A 20886-nucleotide genomic window follows, 5' to 3' on the forward strand; every position below is an offset into this window, starting at 1 on the left:
CGCCTCGGCGGGGGCGGGTCCGGTGGCGCCTCGGAAAGGACCCGGCCCCGTGGCACCTCGGAGAGGGCCCTGCCCCTTGGTGCCTTCCGCGCCCGGCTTCCGGCGCATCCGATCGCTCAGGACACGGTGGCGAGCGCCCGCGCGAGCACGGGGGCGTCGATGTTGCCACCGGACGCGACGAGCACGACGGTGCGGCACTCGAAGGCGGCCGGGTCGCCGAGCACCGCGGCGAGGGAAGCGGCGCCGCCGGGTTCGACGACGAGGCGCAGGGACCGGAACGCCTCCGCGACGCCGGCGAGCGCCTCGGCGTCCGTGACGGTGCGCATTCGCGGGTGGTGCTTCGCGAGGGCGGCGCGCGTGAGCCGACCGGCTCTCGGCCCTGCGAGCGCATCCATGACGGTGGGCTCCGCCGGGAGCCGGTAGGCGGACTCGGTGCCGGCGGCGTCGGCGGCGATCGCCTGCGCCATCTTGTCCCGGCCGGCGGGTTCGACGAGGGAGACGCCGAGGTGCGGGTGGGCGGCGCGCATCACCTCGGCGACGCCGGCGGCGAGTCCCCCACCCGAACAGTTGAGGACGAGTTCGTCGGGGACGATGCCGCGGGCCTCGAGCTCCGCGACGATCTCGAGGCCGACCGTGCCCTGCCCGGACATGATGCGCGGATCGTCGAAGGGCGGGACGAGGGCCATGCCGCGTTCGGTGACGAAGCGGGCGGCGACGTCCTCGCGGTCCTCGGTCGCGGGGTCGTAGAGGACCACTTCGGCACCCCACCAGCGGCAGTTGTGCACCTTCACCTGCGGTGCCGTGCGCGGCATGACGACGACGGCCGGCACGCCGATCTGCCGGGCAGCCGCGGCGACGCCCTGACCGTGGTTGCCGGCGGAGAACGCGATGAGGCCGTTCGCGCGCTCCTCCTCCGAGAGCGAGAGCGCATGGGTGAGGGCGCCCCGGATCTTGAAGGACCCGGTGAGCTGGAGGGACTCCGCCTTCACGAGAACCCGACACCCGGCACGGTCGTTGAGCTGCGGGGATTCGAGGAGTGGCGTCGTGACGATGCGTCCGGCCAGGAGGGCGGCCGCGCGTTCGACGGATGCGAGATCGAAGGTGGAGGACATACGGTCAGAGTACCCAGGACGAAAGGCCGCCCCTCATGTCTTCCCAGCCCTCCCCGACCGCGCCGGATCCCACGGCGGGTACGCCGACCTCCTCCCCGACCGCGCCGGGCGCCACCTCGACCGCGCCGGGCGCCACCTCGGCTGCGCCGGTGTCGATCGATCTCAACTCGGACCTCGGCGAGAACACCCCGGACCGGCACGTCGCCGACGACGAGGCGATGCTCGGCATCGTCACGAGCGCGAACGTGGCGTGCGGGTTCCACGCGGGCGATCCGGCGGGGATACGACGGACGCTCGAACAGGCCCGCGACCACGGGGTCGTGGTCGGTGCGCACCCGGGTTACCGCGACTACGCGAACTTCGGGCGGGTCGCGATGGACCCCGACGACGCGACACTCCAGGCGGACGTCGAGTACCAGATCGGGGCGCTCCTCGGACTGGCAGCGTCCGTCGGGGTGACCGTCACCTATGTGAAACCGCACGGCGCCCTCTACAACACGATCGCCGAGGACTCGCGGCAGGCCCGCGTCGTCGCCGCGGCGATCCGCGCGATCGACCCGGGTCTCGTGTACCTCGGACTCGCCGGCAGCACCGGGTTGGGCGTCGCCGAGCGCGCCGGGCTCACCACCGCCGCCGAGGCGTTCGCCGACCGCGCCTACCTCCCCGACGGATCCCTCATGCCCCGCACGCAGGAGAGGTCCGTCCTCCACGACCCCGAGGCGGTCGCCGCCCGCATGGTCCGTTTCGTCCGCGAGGGGGTCATCACCTCCGCCGACGGGACCGACGTCCGGGTGAGCGCCGACTCCGTGTGCGTCCACGGGGACAGCGCCGGAGCCGTGGCGATGGCGCGCGCCGTCCGCGACGCCCTCGAGTCCGACGGCATCGCACTGCAGTCGTTCACGGGGTGAGTGGAGTGAGCGAGGTGAACGGCACCGGCAGTGCTCGTGCGGGCGGTGCGGGTGCGGTGAACGGAGCGGGCGGTGCTCGTGCGGGCGGCCGAGGCGGCGCGCAGCCGGCACATGCGCTCACCCGCATCCTGCCCGCCGGCGAGCATGCCCTGCTCCTCGAGTACCCCGATCTGCACGGACAGCTCGCACACTTCGCGGGGCTCAGTGCTGCACTCGCTGACGGCCGGCTGCCCGGCGTCCGCGAACTCGTGCCCGCTGCCCGCACGGTCCTCGTCCGCTTCGACCCGGTGTTCCTCGCGGCTGCGGATCTCGGAGCGTGCGGACGGTCGGGAGAGCCCTGGGCGCCCGGCAGCACGTCGCCGGCCGACGGGACGCCCGGCAACCCCGCGCGTGCTCTCGCCGCAGCGCTCGCAGCCGTTCCCGCCGCCGACCACGAGGCGACCGACCGTGCGCCCCTCACCCTCGACGTCGTGTACGACGGGGAGGATCTCGCTGCCGCAGCAGAAGCACTCGGGCTGTCCCCGGAGGAGCTCGTGCGCCGCCACACGAGCGCGACCTGGACGGGTGCATTCGGCGGTTTCGCTCCCGGCTTCGTGTATTGCGCGAGCGAGGACTGGTCGCTCGACGTCCCCCGCCGCTCCTCACCGCGGACACGAGTACCGGCAGGGTCCGTCGCGATCGCCGGGGAGTTCTCCGCCGTCTATCCGCGCGAATCCCCCGGCGGCTGGCAGTTGCTCGGTCACACGGCGACCCCGATGTGGGACCTCGACCGCACCCCTCCGGCACTCCTGCAACCGGGGCAGGAGATTCGATACCGCGCAGTGCGCGACCGGGTGGAGGCGATTTCACTCCCCGTGGAGGACCCCTCCGCCGGCGCCTCCGACGGTCCTTCCAACGGTTTCGACGAGGACGACCGAAACGGTTGCCGTTCCGCGGATCGGCAACAGATACGGTCGTCCTCGTCGAAACCGTTGCACTCATCGGAATACCCGTCGCTCCTCGTGGTCCGGTCGGGTCCACAGCTCACGGTGCAGGACCTCGGGCGCCCCGGTCTGCTCGGTATGGGGGTCGGAGCCTCCGGAGCCGCCGATCGCGAGGCGGCGCGGGTCGCGAACCGGCTCGTCGGGAACCCGGAGACCGCCGGTGTGCTCGAGCTCGCCGCCGGAGGTGCCGAGTTCGAGGTACAGGTGCGGGGCGTGGCCGCGTGGACGGGCGCCTCGGGGACTCGGGTGCTCCGCACCGCCGACGGGGAGGAACGGCCGTTCCCGTACTCCGCTCCGTTCGCCGTCGACCCCGGCGATCGCCTCCGCATCGCGGGTTTCTCCGCAGGTCAGCGCGGATACCTCGCGGTGCGCGGAGGGATCGGGGTGTCGCCGGTCCTCGGGAGCCGCTCGACGGACACGCTCTCCGGCCTCGGCCCTGCGCTGCTGCGGGCGGGTGATCGGATCCCTCTCGGTGATGCGCAGGACGCCGGCCCCGTCGACCCCGGTACCGGGGACGCCGGGAGCCCGCGGGATCTGCCCGCGGTGGGGCGCCTCGGCGAGGTCCGGTTCGTCCTCGGGCCCCGCGCCGACTGGTTCACCCCGGCAGCCCTCGCGACGCTCGCCGCGCAGGAATGGACGGTGACGCCGCAGTCGGACCGGGTCGGTGCCCGGCTCGACGGCGCAGTTCCGCTCGCTCGCGCGATCACCGACGAACTGCCGAGCGAGGGGGCCGTGCGCGGCGCCCTCCAGGTGCCGGCGGACGGCCGGCCGGTCCTCTTCCTCGCCGACCACCCGGTGACCGGCGGATACCCGATCATCGCCGCCGTCGTCGGGGCCGACCTCGACCTCGCCGCACAGCTACCGCCCGGTGCACGGGTGCGATTCCGTATTGTTCCCGGTCCGCTCGACACGTCCCCCACCCCCGACCCGAAGGACTCCTGATGCAGCGCATCCTCATCGCCAACCGTGGAGAGATCGCCGTCCGTGTCGTACGCGCGTGCGCCGAGGCCGGCCTCACGTCGATCGCGGTGTACGCGGACCAGGACGCGGACGCACTCCACGTGCGGCTCGCGGACGAGGCCTACGGGCTGGGCGGGACGACGCCCGCGGACAGCTACCTCGACATCCCCAGGCTCCTCGAGGTCGCGCGTGCCTCCCGTGCTGACGCCGTCCACCCCGGGTACGGGTTCCTCAGCGAGAACGCGGAGTTCGCGCGGGCGGTCGAGGCCGCCGGTCTCACGTTCATCGGGCCGACGCCGGAGACGATCGAACAGCTCGGCGACAAGGTGACCGCGCGGCGGATCGCGGCCGAGGTCGGTGCGCCTCTCGTGCCCGGCAGCGACGGACCGGTCACGAACGCACAGGAAGCGGTCGCGTTCGCGCAGGAGGCGGGGTTGCCGATCGCGATCAAGGCGGCGTTCGGCGGCGGTGGGCGCGGGCTCAAGGTCGTGCGCACCCTCGAGGAGGTCCCGGCCGCGTTCGAGTCCGCGACCCGGGAGGCCGTCACCGCGTTCGGCCGCGGCGAGTGCTTCGTCGAACGGTTCCTCGACCGGCCGCGGCACGTCGAGGTGCAGATCGTCGGCGACGGTACCGGTGAGGTCCTCGTCGTCGGCGACCGCGACTGTTCTCTCCAGCGGCGCAACCAGAAGCTCGTCGAGGAGGCGCCCGCCCCGGGCCTCCCCGCGGACGTCCGCACCCGGATCCACGAGGCCGCCCGTGCGATCTGCGCCGCCACCGCCTATCGGGGCACCGGAACCGTCGAGTTCCTCCTCGGCGAGGACGGCACGGTGTCGTTCCTCGAGGTGAACACCCGTCTCCAGGTCGAGCACCCGGTCACCGAACTCACGAGCGGGATCGACCTCGTGCGCGAACAGTTCCGGATCGCCGCGGGCGAGGGGCTCTCGCGCACGGACACCCCGGAACCACGCGGGCATGCGATCGAGTTCCGCATCAACGCCGAGGATCCCGGCCGCGGTTTCCTCCCCTCCCCCGGTCTCGTCACCGGGCTCCGCCAGCCCGGCGGCCCCGGTGTGCGCTGGGACAGCGGGGTCGAAGCGGGCGGCCGCGTCGAGAGCGCATTCGACTCGCTCCTCGCGAAGCTCATCGTGCATGCGGACGACCGGGGCTCGGCTCTCGCCCGTGCCCGGCGCGCCCTCACGGAGACCGAGGTCTCCGGCGTCGCGACGGTCCTGCCGTTCCACCGCGCCGTCGTCGACCACCCCGCGTTCACGGGAGGCTCCGCGGGTACTGGTGCGCACACGGGTACCGGCCCGGGCGCGAGCACGGACACGGGCGCGAGAGTTGGCGCCGGCTCGGGTGCCGGCGCCGGCGCAGGGGCTTCGGGCCGAGACGACCGGGAGCGGAGCGGCTTCGGCGTGTACACACAGTGGATCGAGTCCGAGTTCCTGCCCGCGCTCGACACACACGGGGTGCACGCCCAGGACCGCAGCGTCCTCGCCCGCCCGCAGTCGCTCGAGCGCATCGCGATCGAGGTCGACGGGCGCCGCGTCGAACTCGGCCTGCCGGAGGATCTCCTCACCCGGCTGGGAGCCGGGACCGGTGTGCCCGGCGGCGGGGCGCCTCGGGAGCGGAACGCCGAGGCGCGGGCCGGGACGGGAGAGCACGCCGGGTCCGGAGAACACGTCGGGGCCGGAGAAAACGGGGTCGGGGGCTCCCCGGGCGCCGGAGCGGCAGAGCCGGCCGGCGATCCGGCCGGGGCGCTCCTCGCGCCGGTCACCGGTCCGCTCGTGCGGCGCCTCGTCGAGGACGGCACCGAGGTGCGTCCGGGTGACGCGGTCGCGGTCATGGAGGCGATGAAGATGGAAACGCAGGTCGTGGCGGAGCGGGCGGGACGGCTCATGTGGCTCGTCGCGGAGGGTGACACGGTGCCGGTCGACGCGCCGCTGGCCCGTATCGAGTGAGGGACCTGAACCGACCCGAGTGACCGGTACCGGGCATGCCGAGAGCCGGTCACTGCGCCCTTCTCCGGTCTCCCGGGCCCGCGGGAGGCGATCTCCCGGGCCTGCGGGAGGCGATCTCCCGTGCCTGCGGGGGCGCTCCGCGATCGCGGGAGGCGAGGAGACGGTCGGTTTCGATGAATGACGAAAGCCCCGGGGCGCTGGTCGCGACATCCCGGGGCTTTCGCAGCACTCCCCTCGAGTACCCGGACGCATCCCCATACGTCCGTTTCGCTCGCCCGATCCCCACCGGGCGAACACCTCAATTCTGGATCAACTCGAGATAGTTTGTAAACCGGAGATTTCGTGAAGCGTCATCGTTCACAGCTATTTCCCAGAACAGGCATTGGATGCCGAGATCCGCATGATTTCGCGGGTGAGCGGGCCCCCTTTCGGCCTGAACCGTCACCTCAGGGGGACGTTTGACGCGTCTTCCTGAACCAGGTGGAGATCGATCTCACGATCGGGCGCGGCAAGATCTGCCCCACTCCGTACGCGATCCGGTACTGCAGACCCGCGACGGAGACGAGCTTCCCCGCCCGTGCGTCACGGAGTGCGGTCCGGGCGACCTGCTCCGCAGTCACCCACGCGAGCGAGGGATACGCGGACACATCCGCGCCGATGACCTCGTGGAACCCCGACTTCACGAAGCCCGGCAGAACCGCGGTCACCGTGATCGGGGTGTCGGCAAGCTCCCCTGCCAGGCTCTCGCTGAAGACGAGCGTCGCCGACTTCGAGGCCGCATACGGACCCATCGTCGTGATCCCGGCGAGCGAGGCGATGTTGAGGATCCCGCCCCGCCCGCGCTCGAGCATCGCGTGTGCGGCGTGCCAGCTGAGCTCGACGACCGCGTCGTAGAGCACGGTGCCCATCGCACGGATCTTCTCCGGCGGGGTGTCGAGCGTCAGGCCCTCGAGCCCGTGCCCCGCATTGTTCACGAGCACGTCGATGCGCCGGGTGTCGAGGACCTCGCACACCGCGGCGATGCCCGGTGACGTGCCGAGGTCGGCGACGAGCGCCTCGGCGGTGATCCCGAACTCCGCGGCGAGCGCCCTCGTGGTCGTCCGCAGTCTCTCCTCGTTGCGGGCGACGAGGACGAGGTCGTACCCCTCGTCCGCGAGCTGCCGGGCGAACTCGAGCCCGATCCCGCTCGTGGCGCCGGTGATGAGCGCCCGAGGCGCGTTCGAAGTCATACCGCTCACCCTACGGACCCGGGGCGCCACTCGAACAGGGCACAGGCCCACGCGACCGGGGCGCGGGCACGGCACCCGTGACAGGGCAGACGCGGCGCCGACCTCAGCTGTCGAACAGGGTCTCGCCGAGGTATTCGTCCTCGGCCACGCCCGGCGGGACCGCCCACACGGTCGACCCGATCGGCGTCGTCCACTGATTGAGGAGGTCCATCTGGTCGAGCCGGCGTTGGATCGGGAGGAACTGCCGTTCGAGATCCGCCTGGAACGAGGCGAACACGAGGCCCGCCCGGTTCACCGGAACCGTCGCGGCGGCGGACGGCTCCGCACCGTCCGCCGTCACCTCGGCGCTCTCGTAGTTGTACACGCGCCGGTAGATCTGTTCCGCCGGGTCCTGTTCGTTGCGACTGCGCGCCACGTGGCTCGCCGGGGAGATCCGCGACAGCCCGAGCGCGTCCTTCGCCTCGAAGTCCGGCACGTCGAACTCGTCGCTGCCACTGAGCGGAGCACCCGAGTCGAGTTTCCGCCCGACCGAGAACTCACGCGCGGGGCGGTCCGCCTCGTCCCAGGTCTCGAGGTCCATCCGGATGTCCCGGATCGCGAGCGTCGTTCCCCCGCGCAGCCACGCCGGGTGGTGCGCCGCGAGGTCCGTGGGCGGTTCGCCTCGGGCGGAGAAGACGGGGTTCTCCAGCCCGAGCGTCTCTCCCCACACGAGTCGCGCGAAGTCCTCGGAACCGGGCCCCGGGTTCGCGGTGCCGTCGACCTGACCGAAGAGGTTCCGCAGGGTCGTCCCCTGCGGCTGCGCACCGTACGCCCGCCGGAACCCCTCGCGCACCCACGCGACGCGTGCGAACGCCCGCGTGTCCTTGAGCAGCATCCGCACCGCGTGCGAGAGGACGAACGGATCGTCACCGCACACCTGGAGCAGGAGGTCACCGCGGGACCGCGCGGGGTCGAGCGCGTCGATCGAGAAACCCGGCAGCGGAGCGAGCCAGTCCGGCAACACGTCCGGACCGGTGCCGGCGAGCGCCACGAGGTTCCGCCCGAACCCCACGGTCACGGTGAGGCGGGCCGGGTTCGCCACGAGCTCCGGCTCCGAGTCGGCGAGCGGTGCCCGCCCCTGCGTGAGCGCGGCGGCATCGTCGGTGAGCAGGCGGAGCATCCGCACCGCGTCCGCGGCCCGCGTCCCGTCGAGGAGCTCGAGCGCGACGAACCGGGCGTGCGCCTGCGGCAGGGTCTCGACCCCCGCCTGGTGGGGCCCGTGGAACGGTTCGACCTGCGCGCCGCCCACCCCGGTCGTATCGGGCTGCCGAGGCGCGGGCCCGGACCCGGCACCGGCCCGGCTCCCCCTACCGGAGAATCCGAGCGTGCCGGCCACCCCGGCGCTGATCCCGAGGGCTCCGGCTGCCGCCGAGGCCCCGATGACGTGTCGCCTGGAAACGGACATGACGGGATCAGTGGTCGGTGTGGGCGTCGTCGGCCGCGTCGTGCGATCCCGCCGAGTCCTCGGGCGCGTACGTCTCCTGCGCGCCCGTGTAGTCCTTCGCCACGAGCTCGAGTGCGAGCGGCCCGGCCGAGGTCTCGAGTTCGATCGCGACCTCGTCACCAGGGAGGATCTCCTCCTGCAGGTCCATGAGCATGATGTGGTCCCCGCCGGGAGCGAACTCGAGCGAGCCGCCGGCGGGCACCGTGAAGCCGCCCTCCTTCTCCTTCATCGTCGAGGAGCCACCGGAATTCTCGGTCTCGTGGAGCTCGGTCATGCCCGCGACCTCCGCGGTCGCGGCGGTCACCGTGACGTCCTCGTCGGAGGTATTCACGAGCGTGCCGAACGCTCCCGTCATGCCGGAGTCCGCCGCCTTGATCCACCCGTCCTCGAAGGCGAGGCCGGTGTCGCTGTCGACGTCGCCGGTGTCGGCCGAGGCGTCGTCCGCGCTGTCGTCGGCCCCGGACTCCGCGGGTGCGGAGGTGCCGGCGAGCTGGGGATCCTCGGGCGCCTCGGTGGTGGAGGTGCTGCACGCGCCGAGGGCGAGTGCAAGGGCGAGGGAGCCGCCGAGCGCGAGAACGCGGGCGGACGTACGGGTACCGGGCGTACGGGAACGCAGAGCTGTCATGGCGCCACCGTACGCTCTTTTCTACAGGAGGTAGAAATAGGCATTCGTACGGTGGGATCCGGCATTTCGGACCCCGGACAGCATGCCGTCTCGGACTTCCGTTGTTCACCCCCGTCCACGGTTCACTGTCGCCGATGGTGCGGAAATTCGGCCGGAACCCGCATGATCGACGACACCGGATCCTCCGACCCGCGGACGTGCCGTCTCCGACCCGGAGTCGTGCCCGGTGACCTAGGATGGCCGCGTGCGAATTGCGACGTGGAATGTGAACTCGATCCGAGCCCGGAAGGACCGCATCGGCGCGTGGTTGGACCGCTCCGACGCAGACGTCCTCCTCATCCAGGAGCTCAAGTGCAAGGACGCCCAGGTCCCCACGGAGATCTTCTCCGAGCGCGGGTACGAGGTGGCGTTCCACGGGCTCAACCAGTGGAACGGCGTCGCGATCGCGAGCCGCGTCGGGCTCGAGAACCCGCAGACCGGCTTCCCCGGGGCCCCCGGATTCGGTGACGCCGCCGAGGTCGAGGCCCGCGCCATCAGCGCCGTCTGCGGTGGTGTCGAGGTGTACTCGCTCTACGTGCCGAACGGCCGCGAACTCGACCACCCGCACTACGCCTACAAACTCGCCTGGTTCGAGGCCCTCCGCGCGGTCGTCGTCGACGCGCTCGCGGCGGACCCCGACCGCACACTCCTCCTCGGCGGCGACTTCAACGTGGCCCCGCAGGACGACGACGTCTGGGACATGGCCGCCTTCGAGGGCGCCACGCACGTGTCCCCCGCCGAGCGTGCAGCATTCGCCTCGCTCATCGACGCGGGCCTCACCGACGTCGCCCGCCCGTTCACCCCGGGCCCCGGCGTCTACACGTTCTGGGACTACCAGAAGCTCCGGTTCCCCAAGCGCGAGGGCATGCGCATCGACTTCCAACTCGCCTCGCCGGCACTCGCTCAGACCGCGACCGGTGCCTTCGTCGACCGCGAGGAGCGCAAGGGCAAGGGCGCGTCCGACCACGCCCCGGTCGTCGTCGACTACGACCTCTGAGGTTCGAGGCCTGAGGCTGCGGACGCGTTCGGATCGCGATTCCCTGAGGTTCCTTCTTCGAAGTCGCGATTGATTGCTGGGTTTCAGAGAATCCCCGCATTCAATCGCGACATGAGCGGTGCCGATCGCACGGAATCGCGATCTCGACCAGTGCTCCGGTTCCCGCACCACCGCCGAGGCGACGCGCACCTCCCGGGCGAGGACGCCCTCCGTCATGGTTGCCTTCCCGTCACAGTCCGCACCCAGCGGACGCACCGCCTCGTCACGGGCCGGGAGCGAAGAATCGGGACATGAACGCCGACCCGACCGCGACCTTCCCGACTTCCGGCCCCGCTCCCGCGGACTCCGCCTTCTCCGCGCCTCCCGAGTTCACGGACCCCTCCGGCCGAGGCGCCCGCACACTGCTCGTCCTCCTCGCCGGAGTCCCCGGAGCCGGGAAGACACAGACTCTCCGGGCGCTGCGGGAGCGTACGCGCGCCTCACGTGACAGAACGACTTCCACTGAGAAGTCGGCGAACGACCGGACGGCACGCCGATCAGGCCCAGGTGCGCCGATTCCTCCTCCCGCACTGATCGGCCCGTCTCCGATTTCGACACCGGGTCGTGTACCGACCCCGGCGCTCCGACAGCCGAGGATCGCCGACCCCGAACGCATCCGCGACACCCTCCAGCACCTACTGCCGGGCGTCCCGTACTCCGTTCTTCGACCGTTCGTGCACGTGAGTGCGCATGTGCGCGCCTTCGCCCTCGTCGCTGCAGGACCAGGAGCCGCCGCCCTCATGCAGGCACCGCCGGACGGAACAACACGGCCGCTCCTCGTACACGATCCGGGCACGCGCCGGTGGACGCGGTCGCCGCTGCTGCTACTGGCCCTCGCCCGCGGCTGGGATCCGGTGGCGATCTTCATCGACGTCGACTGCGAGGTCGCTCTTGCGGGACAACACCACCGGGGACGGGTCGTCCGTCGGTGGGCGTTCGATCGCCACTGGAATCGATGGGTCGACCTGCGATCGCGCATCCTCGCAGGTGAGCCACTGAGCCCCGGGGAGAACTGGCCGCACGTCCGGCTCGTCTCCCGCACCGAGGCGGTCGGCGCCATCGAGGACGCCCTCGCCTGTCGTTCCGAAGATCGTTCCGCAGAGTCCATGGGCGGAACGGCGAGCACCACCTGAGCCGACCTTCCCGTTCAGTGAGTCTCTTCACGGTTCCGGAACGCCGCACACTCACTGAGGTCGCGTTCGCCGAAGGGCTCATCGTTCATGTCGCGATTGCGTGCTGAGTTACGGCGAAACACCGCATGGGGTCGGGATCTCAATGGCGTGATCCGCAGGGAATCGGGACCTCGAAATGCCGGGATCATGCCGGGATGCGATGAGCGACGCAGGTGCGACGCGCTGCCCGCGCGTTCACCGGCGGCACAGGGTCGCCTTCTAGGGTGGAGCGCATGAGTTCAGCCCCACCCCCGGTTCCCGGCCGCGCTCCCGACGGCACGCCGTACGGTCACGATCCGTACGGCGCCCAGTCGTACCCGGGGCAACCGGCGTCCCCTGAACAGGCGGCGTACCCGGGGCAGGCTCCGTACTCCGGACAGGTGACCGGGCAGGGTCACCCGGGGCAGGCTCCGTACTCCGGACAGGCGGACCCCTTTGCGCAGTCGTACGCTTCGGGCGCCTCGGCCCCGCAGGCGTTCTCCGAGCAGAGCCCTCTCCACTATCCGGGCGCCCCGCAGGACTCCGGCCTGCCACCCGTCGCGGCACCTCCCGGTTACGCCGCGCAGTACGCGCCGCCGCCGGAACCCCCGAAGAAGCGTGGTGGTTTCATCGCGATCACGGTGATCGCGTGTGTCCTCGTGTTCGGCCTCGTCGCGACCGGCGGGTACTTCGGCCTGCGCGCGATCGGCGATGCCTCGGGCGGGCGCGGACCCGGACTCGCACCCAGCGGGCTCGGTGCGGGCGGACAACCCGGGCCGGTCGTCGCCGCCGATCTCGAGGTCGGGGCATGCATCCTCGAGCCCGAATCGGGGCAGGCCTTCGTCGAGGTCGACTGCGCCGAACCGCACTATGCGCAGCTCTACGCCCAGCAGGCCATCACGGGCGACTCCTACCCGGGCGAACAGGCGATCGACGACCAGGCGGTCCCGTTCTGCCAGGACGGAAGCGCCACCGGCCTCGACACGAGCAAGCTCGACCGGCAGTTCGGCTTCTCCTACATGGCTCCCGATCAGCAACTCTGGGCGAACGAGGGCGAGCGCTACGTGAGCTGCTTCGTCCAGCGCACCGACGGCGAGCTCTTCACCGACAACCTCCTGCCCACGTCCTGACCGCACACCACTGGACACGCCGAGGCGCCGGCGGGGTTCCCGAGGGAACTCCACCGGCGCCTCGGCGTGGCTATAGCGGACGGGATCTGCGGTTCGAGATCGCGATTCCCGGCGTCCCGGACCGTTCATTTCCCGATTGAATGCTGGGTTTCGCCGAAACCCAGCATTCAATCGCGACTTCGACGGCGGCGCCGCAGCCGATCGCGACCTCGACGCGCGCCACTCAGCGTTCGGCGGTGATGACGAGGCCGGCCTGTTCGAAGTCGTTCGGCCGGTCGACGTGGACGGTGTCCCCGTCGTGGATCGCGCCGGACAGGATCTCGCGGGCCAGTCGGTCGCCGATCTCCTTCTGCACGAGCCGGCGCAGCGGCCGCGCACCGTATGCCGGGTCGTACCCCTCGAGCGCGAGCCATTCGGCTGCGGCCGGGGACACGTCGAGGACGAGCCGCCGTTCCGCAAGGCGCTTCTGCATCGACGCGACCTGGAGGTCGACGATCCGACTGAGCTCCTGCATGGAAAGGGCGTCGAACACGACGATGTCGTCGAGGCGGTTGAGGAACTCCGGCTTGAAGGCCGCCTGCACGACATTCATCACCTGCGCCCTACGATCCTCCGCGGCGATCGACTGATCGACGAGGAACTGCGAACCGAGGTTCGACGTGAGGATGAGGATCGTGTTCCGGAAGTCCACGGTCCGCCCCTGCCCGTCGGTGAGCCGGCCGTCGTCGAGCACCTGGAGCAGGATGTCGAAGACGTCCGGATGGGCCTTCTCCACCTCGTCGAGGAGGACGACGGAGTACGGGCGCCGGCGCACGGCTTCGGTGAGCTGGCCCCCGGACTCGTAGCCGACGTACCCCGGAGGCGCACCGACGAGGCGCGCGACCGAGTGCTTCTCCCCGTACTCGCTCATGTCGATACGCACGAGGGCACGTTCGTCGTCGAAGAGGAAGTCCGCGAGCGACTTCGCGAGCTCCGTCTTGCCGACCCCCGTGGGCCCGAGGAAGAGGAAGCTGCCGGTCGGTCGGTCCGGATCGGACACGCCCGCACGGGAGCGCCGGATCGCATCGGACACGGCCGCGACCGCACTCGTCTGCCCGATGAGTCGTTCACCGATGACCTCCTCCGCGTGGAGGAGCTTCTGGCGTTCGCCCTGGAGCAGTCGGCCGGCGGGAATACCGGTCCATGCGGCCACCACCTCGGCGATGTCGTCCGCGCGCACCTGTTCGTTCACCATCGGCTTCGCGTCGGACTCCCCCGCGGCGTTCTCGGCGGCCTCCGCCGCGGCGATCTCCTTCTCCACCGCGGGGATCTCCCCGTAGAGGAGGCGCGACGCCTTCTCGAGGTCGGTGTCTCGTTGGGCGATCTCCGCCTGGTTGCGCAGGTCGTCGAGCTTCTTCTTGAGCTCACCGACCCGGTTGAGGCCGGCCCGCTGGCTCTCCCACACGGCGCTGAGCCCGGAGAGCTTCTCCTGCTTGTCCGCGAGGTCTGACCGGAGCGCCTCGAGGCGTTCCTTCGAGGCCTCGTCGGTCTCCCGCGACAGCGCCATCTCCTCCATCTTGAGACGGTCGACGGCACGCCGGAGTTCGTCGATCTCCACCGGGGCGGAATCGATCTCCATGCGCAGCCGTGAGGCCGCCTCGTCGACGAGGTCGATCGCCTTGTCCGGGAGCTGACGGCCGGAGATGAACCGGTTCGACAGCTGGGCGGCGGCGACGAGCGCGGAGTCCGCGATCGTCACCTTGTGGTGCGCCTCGTAGCGTTCCTTGAGTCCACGGAGGATCGCGACGGTGTCCTCGACGCTCGGCTCCCCCACGAACACCTGCTGGAACCGGCGTTCGAGCGCCGGATCCTTCTCGATGTTCTCGCGGTACTCGTCGAGGGTCGTCGCGCCGACGAGGCGGAGCTCACCGCGGGCGAGCATGGGCTTGAGCATGTTGCCGGCGTCCATCGCGGAATCGCCGGTCGCCCCGGCCCCGACGACCGTGTGGATCTCGTCGATGAAGGTGATGACCTGGCCGTCGGAGGACTTGATCTCCTCGAGGACGGCCTTGAGGCGTTCCTCGAACTCGCCGCGGTACTTCGCACCCGCGACCATCGCCGAGAGGTCGAGCGAGACGAGCGTCTTGTCCCGCAGCGACTCCGGCACGTCACCGGCGACGATCCGCTGGGCGAGGCCCTCGACGACGGCGGTCTTGCCGACGCCGGGCTCACCGATGAGGACCGGGTTGTTCTTCGTGCGGCGCGAGAGCACCTGGACGACACGACGGATCTCCGAGTCGCGGCCGATCACCGGGTCGAGCTTGCCCTCGCGGGCGGCCGCCGTGAGGTCGACACCGAACTTCTCGAGCGACTGGAAGGTGTCCTCCGGGTTCTCGCTCGTCACCTTCTTCCCACCGCGAACGGTGGGGAGTGCCTGGAGGAGACCGTCGCGCAGGACGCCGTGCCGGGCGAGGATGCGCCCGACCTCACCGGTGTCCGCGGTCGCGGCGATGAGGAGGTGTTCGGTGGAGACGAACTGGTCACCGAGCGCCTGCATCTCCTTCTCCGCGTTGTTCACGAGCTGCAGGGAGGTGCGCGAGAGCGAGGGCTGCTGCACCGAGGACCCGGAGACGCTCGGCGCGGCTGCGAGCGCCCCCTCCACGTCACGGGCGACCGCCGCGGCGTCCGCGCCGAGGTGGGTGAGCAGAGCTCCGGCAATGCTCTCGGGCTGGGCGAGCAGCGCGGCGAGCAGATGCGTCGGTTCGATCTGCTGGTGGCCGCGGTCGACGGCGTCGCGCAACGCTGCGGAGACCGCTTCCTGCGACTTCGTCGTGAACTTCGCGTCCATGTGAAGTGTCCTTTCGGTCGATCCGTCCTCGGGGCTGCCACACAGAAGGTACGGCACGAGGATGTCTGTCGAGAAGTGGAACATCAGGAAAGTTGAGTCTATTCCGCTCAACTTCGGAAAATCGGGCCCGAGGACCCTCCCCGTCTAGACTGGCCCCCATGGGTAAGAAGTCCAGGAAGTCCAAGGAAGACATCATCGCCAAGCGCCTCGCGAAGGCGCAGGCCGGTGCATTCGTGCAGCGTCCCTTCGAGGGCCTGCCGTTCGAGGCCGATCTCGTGTGCCTCAAGGAGCTCGTGCCGGCCGCGACCGCCACCGCGAAGCTCAAGGAGGAGTTCGGGGGCACCGAGGTCACCTTCGCCTCGCTGCTGCCGGCCGCATGGCAGGCACTCCACCGCGCCGACGGGAAGATCTTCGCCGGCCTCCAGGTGCCGTTCACCTCGCCGGACGCCTCCCGTGACGTCGCCGCGGGCATCCTCGCCGTCAAGGACGCCGAGGTCGGGGAGATCGCCGAGGCGACCTCCACCCCCGGCCCCGGACCGCGCCTCCAGGACATCCTCGACACCACGGTCCCCTTCACCGTGACCGTGTCGGAGACCTTCGACTTCTGGCTGCCCGAGGACGCCGACAAGCAGGACGAGGACCTCACGGGTGCCCTCGAGCAGGCGAACGAGGGCATCTCCCCCACGGAGAAGCTCGTCTCCGCCCCGTCGGCCTACTGGACCGAGATGGGCGGCCGGCAGTACGTGCGCTGGGCACAGTCGGCCCCCGAGGACGAGGTCATGAACGGCCTCGCCCGCCTCCACGCCGCCGGCGAGAACACGCTCGGCGGAATCGGCAAGTACCTCGGCTGCTTCCGTGCCCACGGCATCGTCATCCCCGTGTGGGAGCTCCCCGCGGGCACCCAGCCGGACGACGTCGAGGAACCCCTCGCTGCCTTCGCGAAGAATTTCGACGCGGCCATGGCACAGGACGCCCCGCTCGACCACGAGGAGCGCCGCGCGAAGGCCGGAGTCGTCTCCCGTCAGCTCACCATCCGCTGATGAGCACCCACCCCGAGCACACTCCCGCCGAGGCGCCCGCCCCGGAGGCGACCTCCGTCGCCTCCCGCACGGCGCCTCGGGCGGTGGCCGCGATCATCCCGGCGAAGGACGAGGAGGCGCGGATCGGCGCCACGGTGACCTCCGCGAAGGAGATCCCCGGGGTCGACCTCGTCCTCGTCGTCGATGACGGATCGAGCGACCGCACCGGCGAGCTCGCACGCACCGCGGGCGCGCAGGTCATCACGCACCGGAAGAACCGGGGCAAGGCCGCGGCGATGATGACCGGGGCCTTCGCGGTGCGCAACCGCGAGATCAGCGCCGTCCGACCGGGAGAGACGCCGGACCACCGGGCCCTCCTCTTCATCGACGGGGACCTCGAGGACTCCGCCGTGAATACGGCACCGCTCACCGCACCCGTGCTCGCCGGTGAGGCCGATATGACGATCGCGATCCTGCCTCCGCAGAAACGCGCCGGCGGTGGATTCGGGTTCGTCGTCGGGCTCGCGAAGAAGGGCATCGAGGACCTCTCCGGGTTCTCGGCGACCCAGCCGCTGTCCGGTATGCGATGCCTCACCCGGGACGCCTTCGACGCCGCTCTCCCCTTCGCCGCCGGCTGGGGTGTGGAGACGGGGATGACGATCGACGTCATCAACGCCGGACTGCGCGTGCAGGAGGTCGAGTGCGACCTCCACCACCGGGTGACGGGCAAGGACCTCAAGGCGCAGCTGCACCGCGCGGCCCAGTACCGGGACGTCGCACGGGCACTCGCGGTGCGCCGGGCGGCCCGCGCGGGCGCCTCGGCGAAGGAGAAGCTGGGACCGGCGCTCGACCGCCTCCGGTTCGGCAGGCAGCCCGATTCCGATCCCTGGGAGGGTATATGAGCGAGCGGTACGGGTACCTCGGGCCCGAGGCGACCTTCACGGAAGCCGCACTCATCGCTCTCATGGAGGCCCGGGGCACCGCGTACGCCGCCCGTGTGCCCATGAAGAACGTCGATGCCGCCCTCGCCGCCGTCGCGGCCGGGGAGATCGACGGCGCGGTCGTCCCGATCGAGAACTCGGTCGAGGGCGGCGTCCCGGCCACCCTCGATGCGCTCTCCGCGCACGGACGCCTCCAGATCGTCGCCGAGACCCTCGTCCCCATCACAATGGTCCTCGCGGTGAAACCGGGCACGACGCTCGCGGACGTCCGCGCGTTCTCCTCCCATCCCCATGGTGAGGCGCAGGTGCGCGGCTGGATCGACGACCACCTGCCGAACGCGGTGTACCGGCCGGCGTCGTCGACCGCGGCCGCCGCCCGCGACCGCGCGCACGGCACCGACGCCGCGGGCGCTCCCGTCGACCACCAGGCCGCCGTGTGCCCCCGCCTGGCCGCCGAACGGTACGGCCTCGAGATCCTCGCCGAGGACATCGGTGACCGGCAGGACGCCGTCACCCGCTTCGTCCTCGTCCGCCTGCCGGGGCGTCTCCCGCGTTCGACCGGCGCCGACAAGACGACGATCGTCGCGGCCCTCGCCTCCGACCGTGCCGGCGCGCTCCTCGAGATGCTCGAGCAGTTCTCGACCCGCGGTATCAACCTCTCGCGGATCGAGTCACGCCCCACCGGCGACGGCCTGGGCCTCTACCAGTTCTCCATCGACCTCACCGGGCACATCCACGAGGCCCGGATGGCCGAGGCGCTCACCGGCGTCCACCGGGTGACCCGCAGCCTGCAGTTCCTCGGGTCGTATCCCTCGGCCGACGAGGTGGAGACCACCGTCGCCCCCGAGAACACCGACGCCGCTTTCGCCGACGCGAGCGCCTGGCTCCAGCGGATCCTCACCACCGGGAAGTGAGACGGCGCGTCCGTTTCCCGGCGGACGCGCCGGGTGCGGTCTCGGTCCGATCACGATTCGGAAGTGAGTCGGACCGCGGGGACCACCTCGGGCCCCGGATTGGCAGGAAAACCCAAGCCTGCGCCCCGCGAATGGCGCGAGAACACGCGGAGAAGCGCATTAAGGTGTGCGGAGGTAAGCGCAATGCCCCGAGTGCAGCCGGCTCGCCCGCGGTGACCGGTACTCTCCTCTCCCATCCCTGGAGGATCATCGATGTCCGGTGACCACAACGGCTCCGAGTTCGACCGTATTTTCAACGACGGCGACGGAGTCGCCACGCAGGCTCCCGGTTCGGAACCCCCCGCCCGGCCGCGCAGGAAGAAGCGTCGGGGATGGCTGTGGCTCCTCCTGGCGCTCGTCCTCGTCGTCGTGCTCCTCGTCGTCGCCGTCCTCGCCTATGCCGCCCACCTGGGTCGGCAGTGGGACAAGGGCACCGACCGGGTCGACGCCTCGGAGGTCTTCGGACCGGATGTGACGGCGGCACCGGAACCGACGGGCACCGGTACGAACGTCCTCCTGCTCGGTTCCGATTCCCGTTCCGAGGATGTCGACTACAGCTCCTCCACGGGCGTCCGTTCCGACACGATCCTCGTGGCACACATCCCGGACGACGGCTCGGGCATCCAGATCATGTCGATCCCGCGCGATATGTGGGTCGAGGTCGAGGGCCACGGCGAGGCGAAGATCAACGCCGCGATGTCCTACGGTGGCCTGCCGCTCACCACTCAGACGGTGGGCGACTTCATCGGGGCCGACATCCACCACGTGGCGATCATCGACTTCGAGGGATTCAAGGACCTCACCGACGCGCTCGGCGGTGTCACGGTCGACTCCGAGCAGGCCTTCGAGTCCGGTGGCTATTCGTTCTCCGAGGGCAGCAACACCCTCGACGGCGAGGCGGCACTCGCCTTCGTCCGTGCACGCAAGAATTTCGCCGACGGCGACTTCCAGCGTGCCCGCAACCAGCAGGCGTTCCTCAAGGGCGTCATCGACAAGGTGATGTCCCCTGAGACGCTCAGCAACCCGCAGAAGGTCTCCGAGACCGTCGGGAAGTTCTCCCCGTACATCACGGTCGACGACGGGCTCGACTCCGGCACGATCGCCGGGCTCGCGGTGTCCCTGCGCGACTACCGCACCGACGGCATCGATTTCTTCACCGCTCCGGTGGCGGGAACGGGACGGTCGGACGACGGACAGTCGATCGTCCTCCCCGACGAGGACGCGCTCGAGGAGATGCGCACGGCCTTCGCGGAGGACACCGTCGCCGATTACGCGGAGAACGCCGAGGAGGCGCACCTGTGACGGCGTGAGCCCTCCGCGGCGTGCGGAACGCGCTGCAAAGACGGGGCCCTCTGCCCGAACCCGTACGGTTCGTGCAGAGGGCCCCTTTCCGGTACTCACTCGCCGGACCCACTCCTACTCCTGGGCCTCACTCCTTGACCGGGGGATTCTCCATGGTGGACGGGTCGAAAGACTCCCAGTCGAGCTCGATCCGTTGCGTGAGGTTCTCGTCATCGGCGAACTGATCCTCCGGGAGAGGGGACAACCCCTGCACGGGGACCACGCCCAGCACCTCCTGGAGACGCCCGAGGTGGTACGTCCGATCACGCACGATGTTGCGGACGGCGAACCGGGTGGTCACGGGCCGGCTCTTGGAGAACCGAGCGCGCTTCTCCGACGCCCACGCGGACACGAGGGCGAGATCGGTCGCCATCGAGTCGAACTCCAGGAGGTCGGCACCGACACGCGCCAGGTACGTGTTGAGCGCTTCCCGGAGCACGTAGGGTTCCGGGTCACCGACATTCACCGCACCCTTGACGTCCGGGCGTTCGAGCCCTGCGAGAACCGCAGCGACGAGATTGTCGATGTGAGTGAGAGTCGTCCGCCGTCTACCGCCCCCGGGAAGGCGGAGCTTCCCCTTGCGCGCGGTCGCGAGCAGGCTTGGCAACAGAGGCCTGTCCCCCGCGCCGTAGACGCCGTGCGGACGAAGAACGAGAGCATCCGGGCGCACACGTTTGACGACGACCTCGGCAAGCGCCTTCGACCGTTCGTACGCGATCGCGTACCGCGATTCGTCGAGGGGTGCCGCCTCCTCGTGCACGTCGACGTGGTGGACGTACGGGTCGTACACCGCGCTGCTGGAGAGATGAATGAACCGTGCACGGGGGAAGGCGTCCAGCACATGGCGGGTACCCGTAACGTTGACGGCCTGGAACTCGGCTTCCGACCCCCAGTCGTGGACGAGCGCAGCCGCATGGACAACGGATTCGACGCGACCGGCCATCGTGTTGACCGATAGAGGCACGGAGGAGGTGATGTCCCATTCGATGTGGCGAACGCCCGGAATGCGCGGATCCGTCCGGCCCACCGACAGAACGGGGGTGCCCCGGGACTGCAGGGCACGGGCCACTGCGCCACCGATGAAACCCGATGCTCCGGTCACCGCAACCGCCATCGACAGACCTCCGCGCTCATTGCCGACGCGGAAGGCCGGCACAGGGACGAACTCCCCTCAGGTTATCCCGTCAG

16 protein-coding genes are annotated in these 20886 nt (G+C 70.6%); 10 read left to right on the forward strand and 6 right to left on the reverse strand.

The features are described from left to right. Positions 1–116: 116 nt before the first annotated feature. Positions 117–1112: a threonine ammonia-lyase gene (locus ABD172_RS06105; protein ID WP_344307908.1), complete on the reverse strand. Its 996-nt coding sequence runs from the start codon at positions 1110–1112 to the stop codon at positions 117–119. A gap of 35 nt (positions 1113–1147) precedes the next feature. Here ABD172_RS06105 and ABD172_RS06110 point away from each other — a divergent pair, with 35 nt between their 5' ends. From ABD172_RS06110 to ABD172_RS06120, 3 genes are read left to right on the forward strand one after another with little or no spacing between them, the layout of a single operon-like run. Continuing rightward, the gene (locus tag ABD172_RS06110) at positions 1148–2020 is read left to right on the forward strand and encodes a LamB/YcsF family protein (RefSeq protein ID WP_344307909.1); all 873 of its coding nucleotides are present in this window, start codon (positions 1148–1150) and stop codon (positions 2018–2020) included. Between the two features lie 5 nt (positions 2021–2025). Then, positions 2026–3945: a 5-oxoprolinase subunit B/C family protein gene (locus tag ABD172_RS06115; protein ID WP_344307910.1), complete on the forward strand. Its 1920-nt coding sequence runs from the start codon at positions 2026–2028 to the stop codon at positions 3943–3945. Then, on the forward strand, positions 3945–5924 hold the full coding sequence (locus ABD172_RS06120) for an acetyl/propionyl/methylcrotonyl-CoA carboxylase subunit alpha (protein ID WP_344307911.1): 1980 nt from the start codon (positions 3945–3947) through the stop codon (positions 5922–5924). The genes ABD172_RS06115 and ABD172_RS06120 overlap by 1 nt, the downstream gene beginning before the upstream one ends. A 446-nt stretch (positions 5925–6370) precedes the next feature. Here ABD172_RS06120 and ABD172_RS06125 read toward each other — a convergent pair whose 3' ends face one another. The 3 genes from ABD172_RS06125 to ABD172_RS06135 all read right to left on the reverse strand — a co-directional run bounded on the left by ABD172_RS06125 (position 6371) and on the right by ABD172_RS06135 (position 9261). After that, the gene (locus ABD172_RS06125; RefSeq protein WP_344307912.1) at positions 6371–7153 is read right to left on the reverse strand and encodes an SDR family NAD(P)-dependent oxidoreductase; all 783 of its coding nucleotides are present in this window, start codon (positions 7151–7153) and stop codon (positions 6371–6373) included. Between the two features lie 103 nt (positions 7154–7256). Further along, complete coding sequence (locus ABD172_RS06130; RefSeq protein WP_344307913.1) at positions 7257–8597, reverse strand: Dyp-type peroxidase; 1341 nt, start codon at positions 8595–8597, stop codon at positions 7257–7259. Positions 8598–8604: 7 nt separating this feature from the next. After that, on the reverse strand, positions 8605–9261 hold the full coding sequence (locus tag ABD172_RS06135; protein WP_344307915.1) for a copper chaperone PCu(A)C: 657 nt from the start codon (positions 9259–9261) through the stop codon (positions 8605–8607). A gap of 244 nt (positions 9262–9505) precedes the next feature. Here ABD172_RS06135 and ABD172_RS06140 point away from each other — a divergent pair, with 244 nt between their 5' ends. The 3 genes from ABD172_RS06140 (at position 9506) to ABD172_RS06150 (ending at position 12617) form a co-directional block, all read left to right on the forward strand. Then, on the forward strand, positions 9506–10297 hold the full coding sequence (locus tag ABD172_RS06140; protein ID WP_344307917.1) for an exodeoxyribonuclease III: 792 nt from the start codon (positions 9506–9508) through the stop codon (positions 10295–10297). 719 nt (positions 10298–11016) lie between these two features. Further along, complete coding sequence (locus ABD172_RS06145) at positions 11017–11469, forward strand: hypothetical protein (RefSeq protein ID WP_344307919.1); 453 nt, start codon at positions 11017–11019, stop codon at positions 11467–11469. A gap of 272 nt (positions 11470–11741) precedes the next feature. Continuing rightward, positions 11742–12617: a septum formation family protein gene (locus ABD172_RS06150; RefSeq protein ID WP_344307921.1), complete on the forward strand. Its 876-nt coding sequence runs from the start codon at positions 11742–11744 to the stop codon at positions 12615–12617. Positions 12618–12840: 223 nt separating this feature from the next. Here the strand turns inward: ABD172_RS06150 and clpB are convergent, their stop codons facing one another. Then, complete coding sequence (gene clpB, locus ABD172_RS06155) at positions 12841–15444, reverse strand: ATP-dependent chaperone ClpB (RefSeq protein ID WP_344307923.1); 2604 nt, start codon at positions 15442–15444, stop codon at positions 12841–12843. A 158-nt stretch (positions 15445–15602) separates the two neighbouring features. Between clpB and ABD172_RS06160 the strand changes: the two genes are divergently transcribed. The 4 genes from ABD172_RS06160 (at position 15603) to ABD172_RS06175 (ending at position 19659) form a co-directional block, all read left to right on the forward strand. Beyond that, positions 15603–16484 carry a DUF5926 family protein gene (locus ABD172_RS06160; RefSeq protein ID WP_344307925.1) on the forward strand — a complete coding sequence of 294 codons (882 nt, stop codon included), beginning with the start codon at positions 15603–15605 and terminating at the stop codon, positions 16482–16484. Then, positions 16484–17365, forward strand: coding sequence for a glycosyltransferase family 2 protein (locus ABD172_RS06165; RefSeq protein WP_344307927.1), 882 nt, complete (start codon positions 16484–16486; stop codon positions 17363–17365). Before ABD172_RS06160 ends, ABD172_RS06165 begins: the two co-directional genes overlap by 1 nt. Continuing rightward, entirely contained in the window at positions 17362–18318 is a 957-nt protein-coding gene (pheA, locus tag ABD172_RS06170) for a prephenate dehydratase (RefSeq protein WP_344307929.1), read from the forward strand. Before ABD172_RS06165 ends, pheA begins: the two co-directional genes overlap by 4 nt. A 252-nt stretch (positions 18319–18570) precedes the next feature. Continuing rightward, entirely contained in the window at positions 18571–19659 is a 1089-nt protein-coding gene (locus ABD172_RS06175; RefSeq protein ID WP_344307930.1) for an LCP family protein, read from the forward strand. A gap of 127 nt (positions 19660–19786) precedes the next feature. Here ABD172_RS06175 and ABD172_RS06180 read toward each other — a convergent pair whose 3' ends face one another. Beyond that, on the reverse strand, positions 19787–20800 hold the full coding sequence (locus ABD172_RS06180) for an NAD-dependent epimerase/dehydratase family protein (protein WP_344307931.1): 1014 nt from the start codon (positions 20798–20800) through the stop codon (positions 19787–19789). Positions 20801–20886 lie beyond the last annotated feature (86 nt).

Source organism: Brevibacterium samyangense (genome assembly GCF_039529845.1).
Classification (GTDB): domain Bacteria; phylum Actinomycetota; class Actinomycetes; order Actinomycetales; family Brevibacteriaceae; genus Brevibacterium; species Brevibacterium samyangense.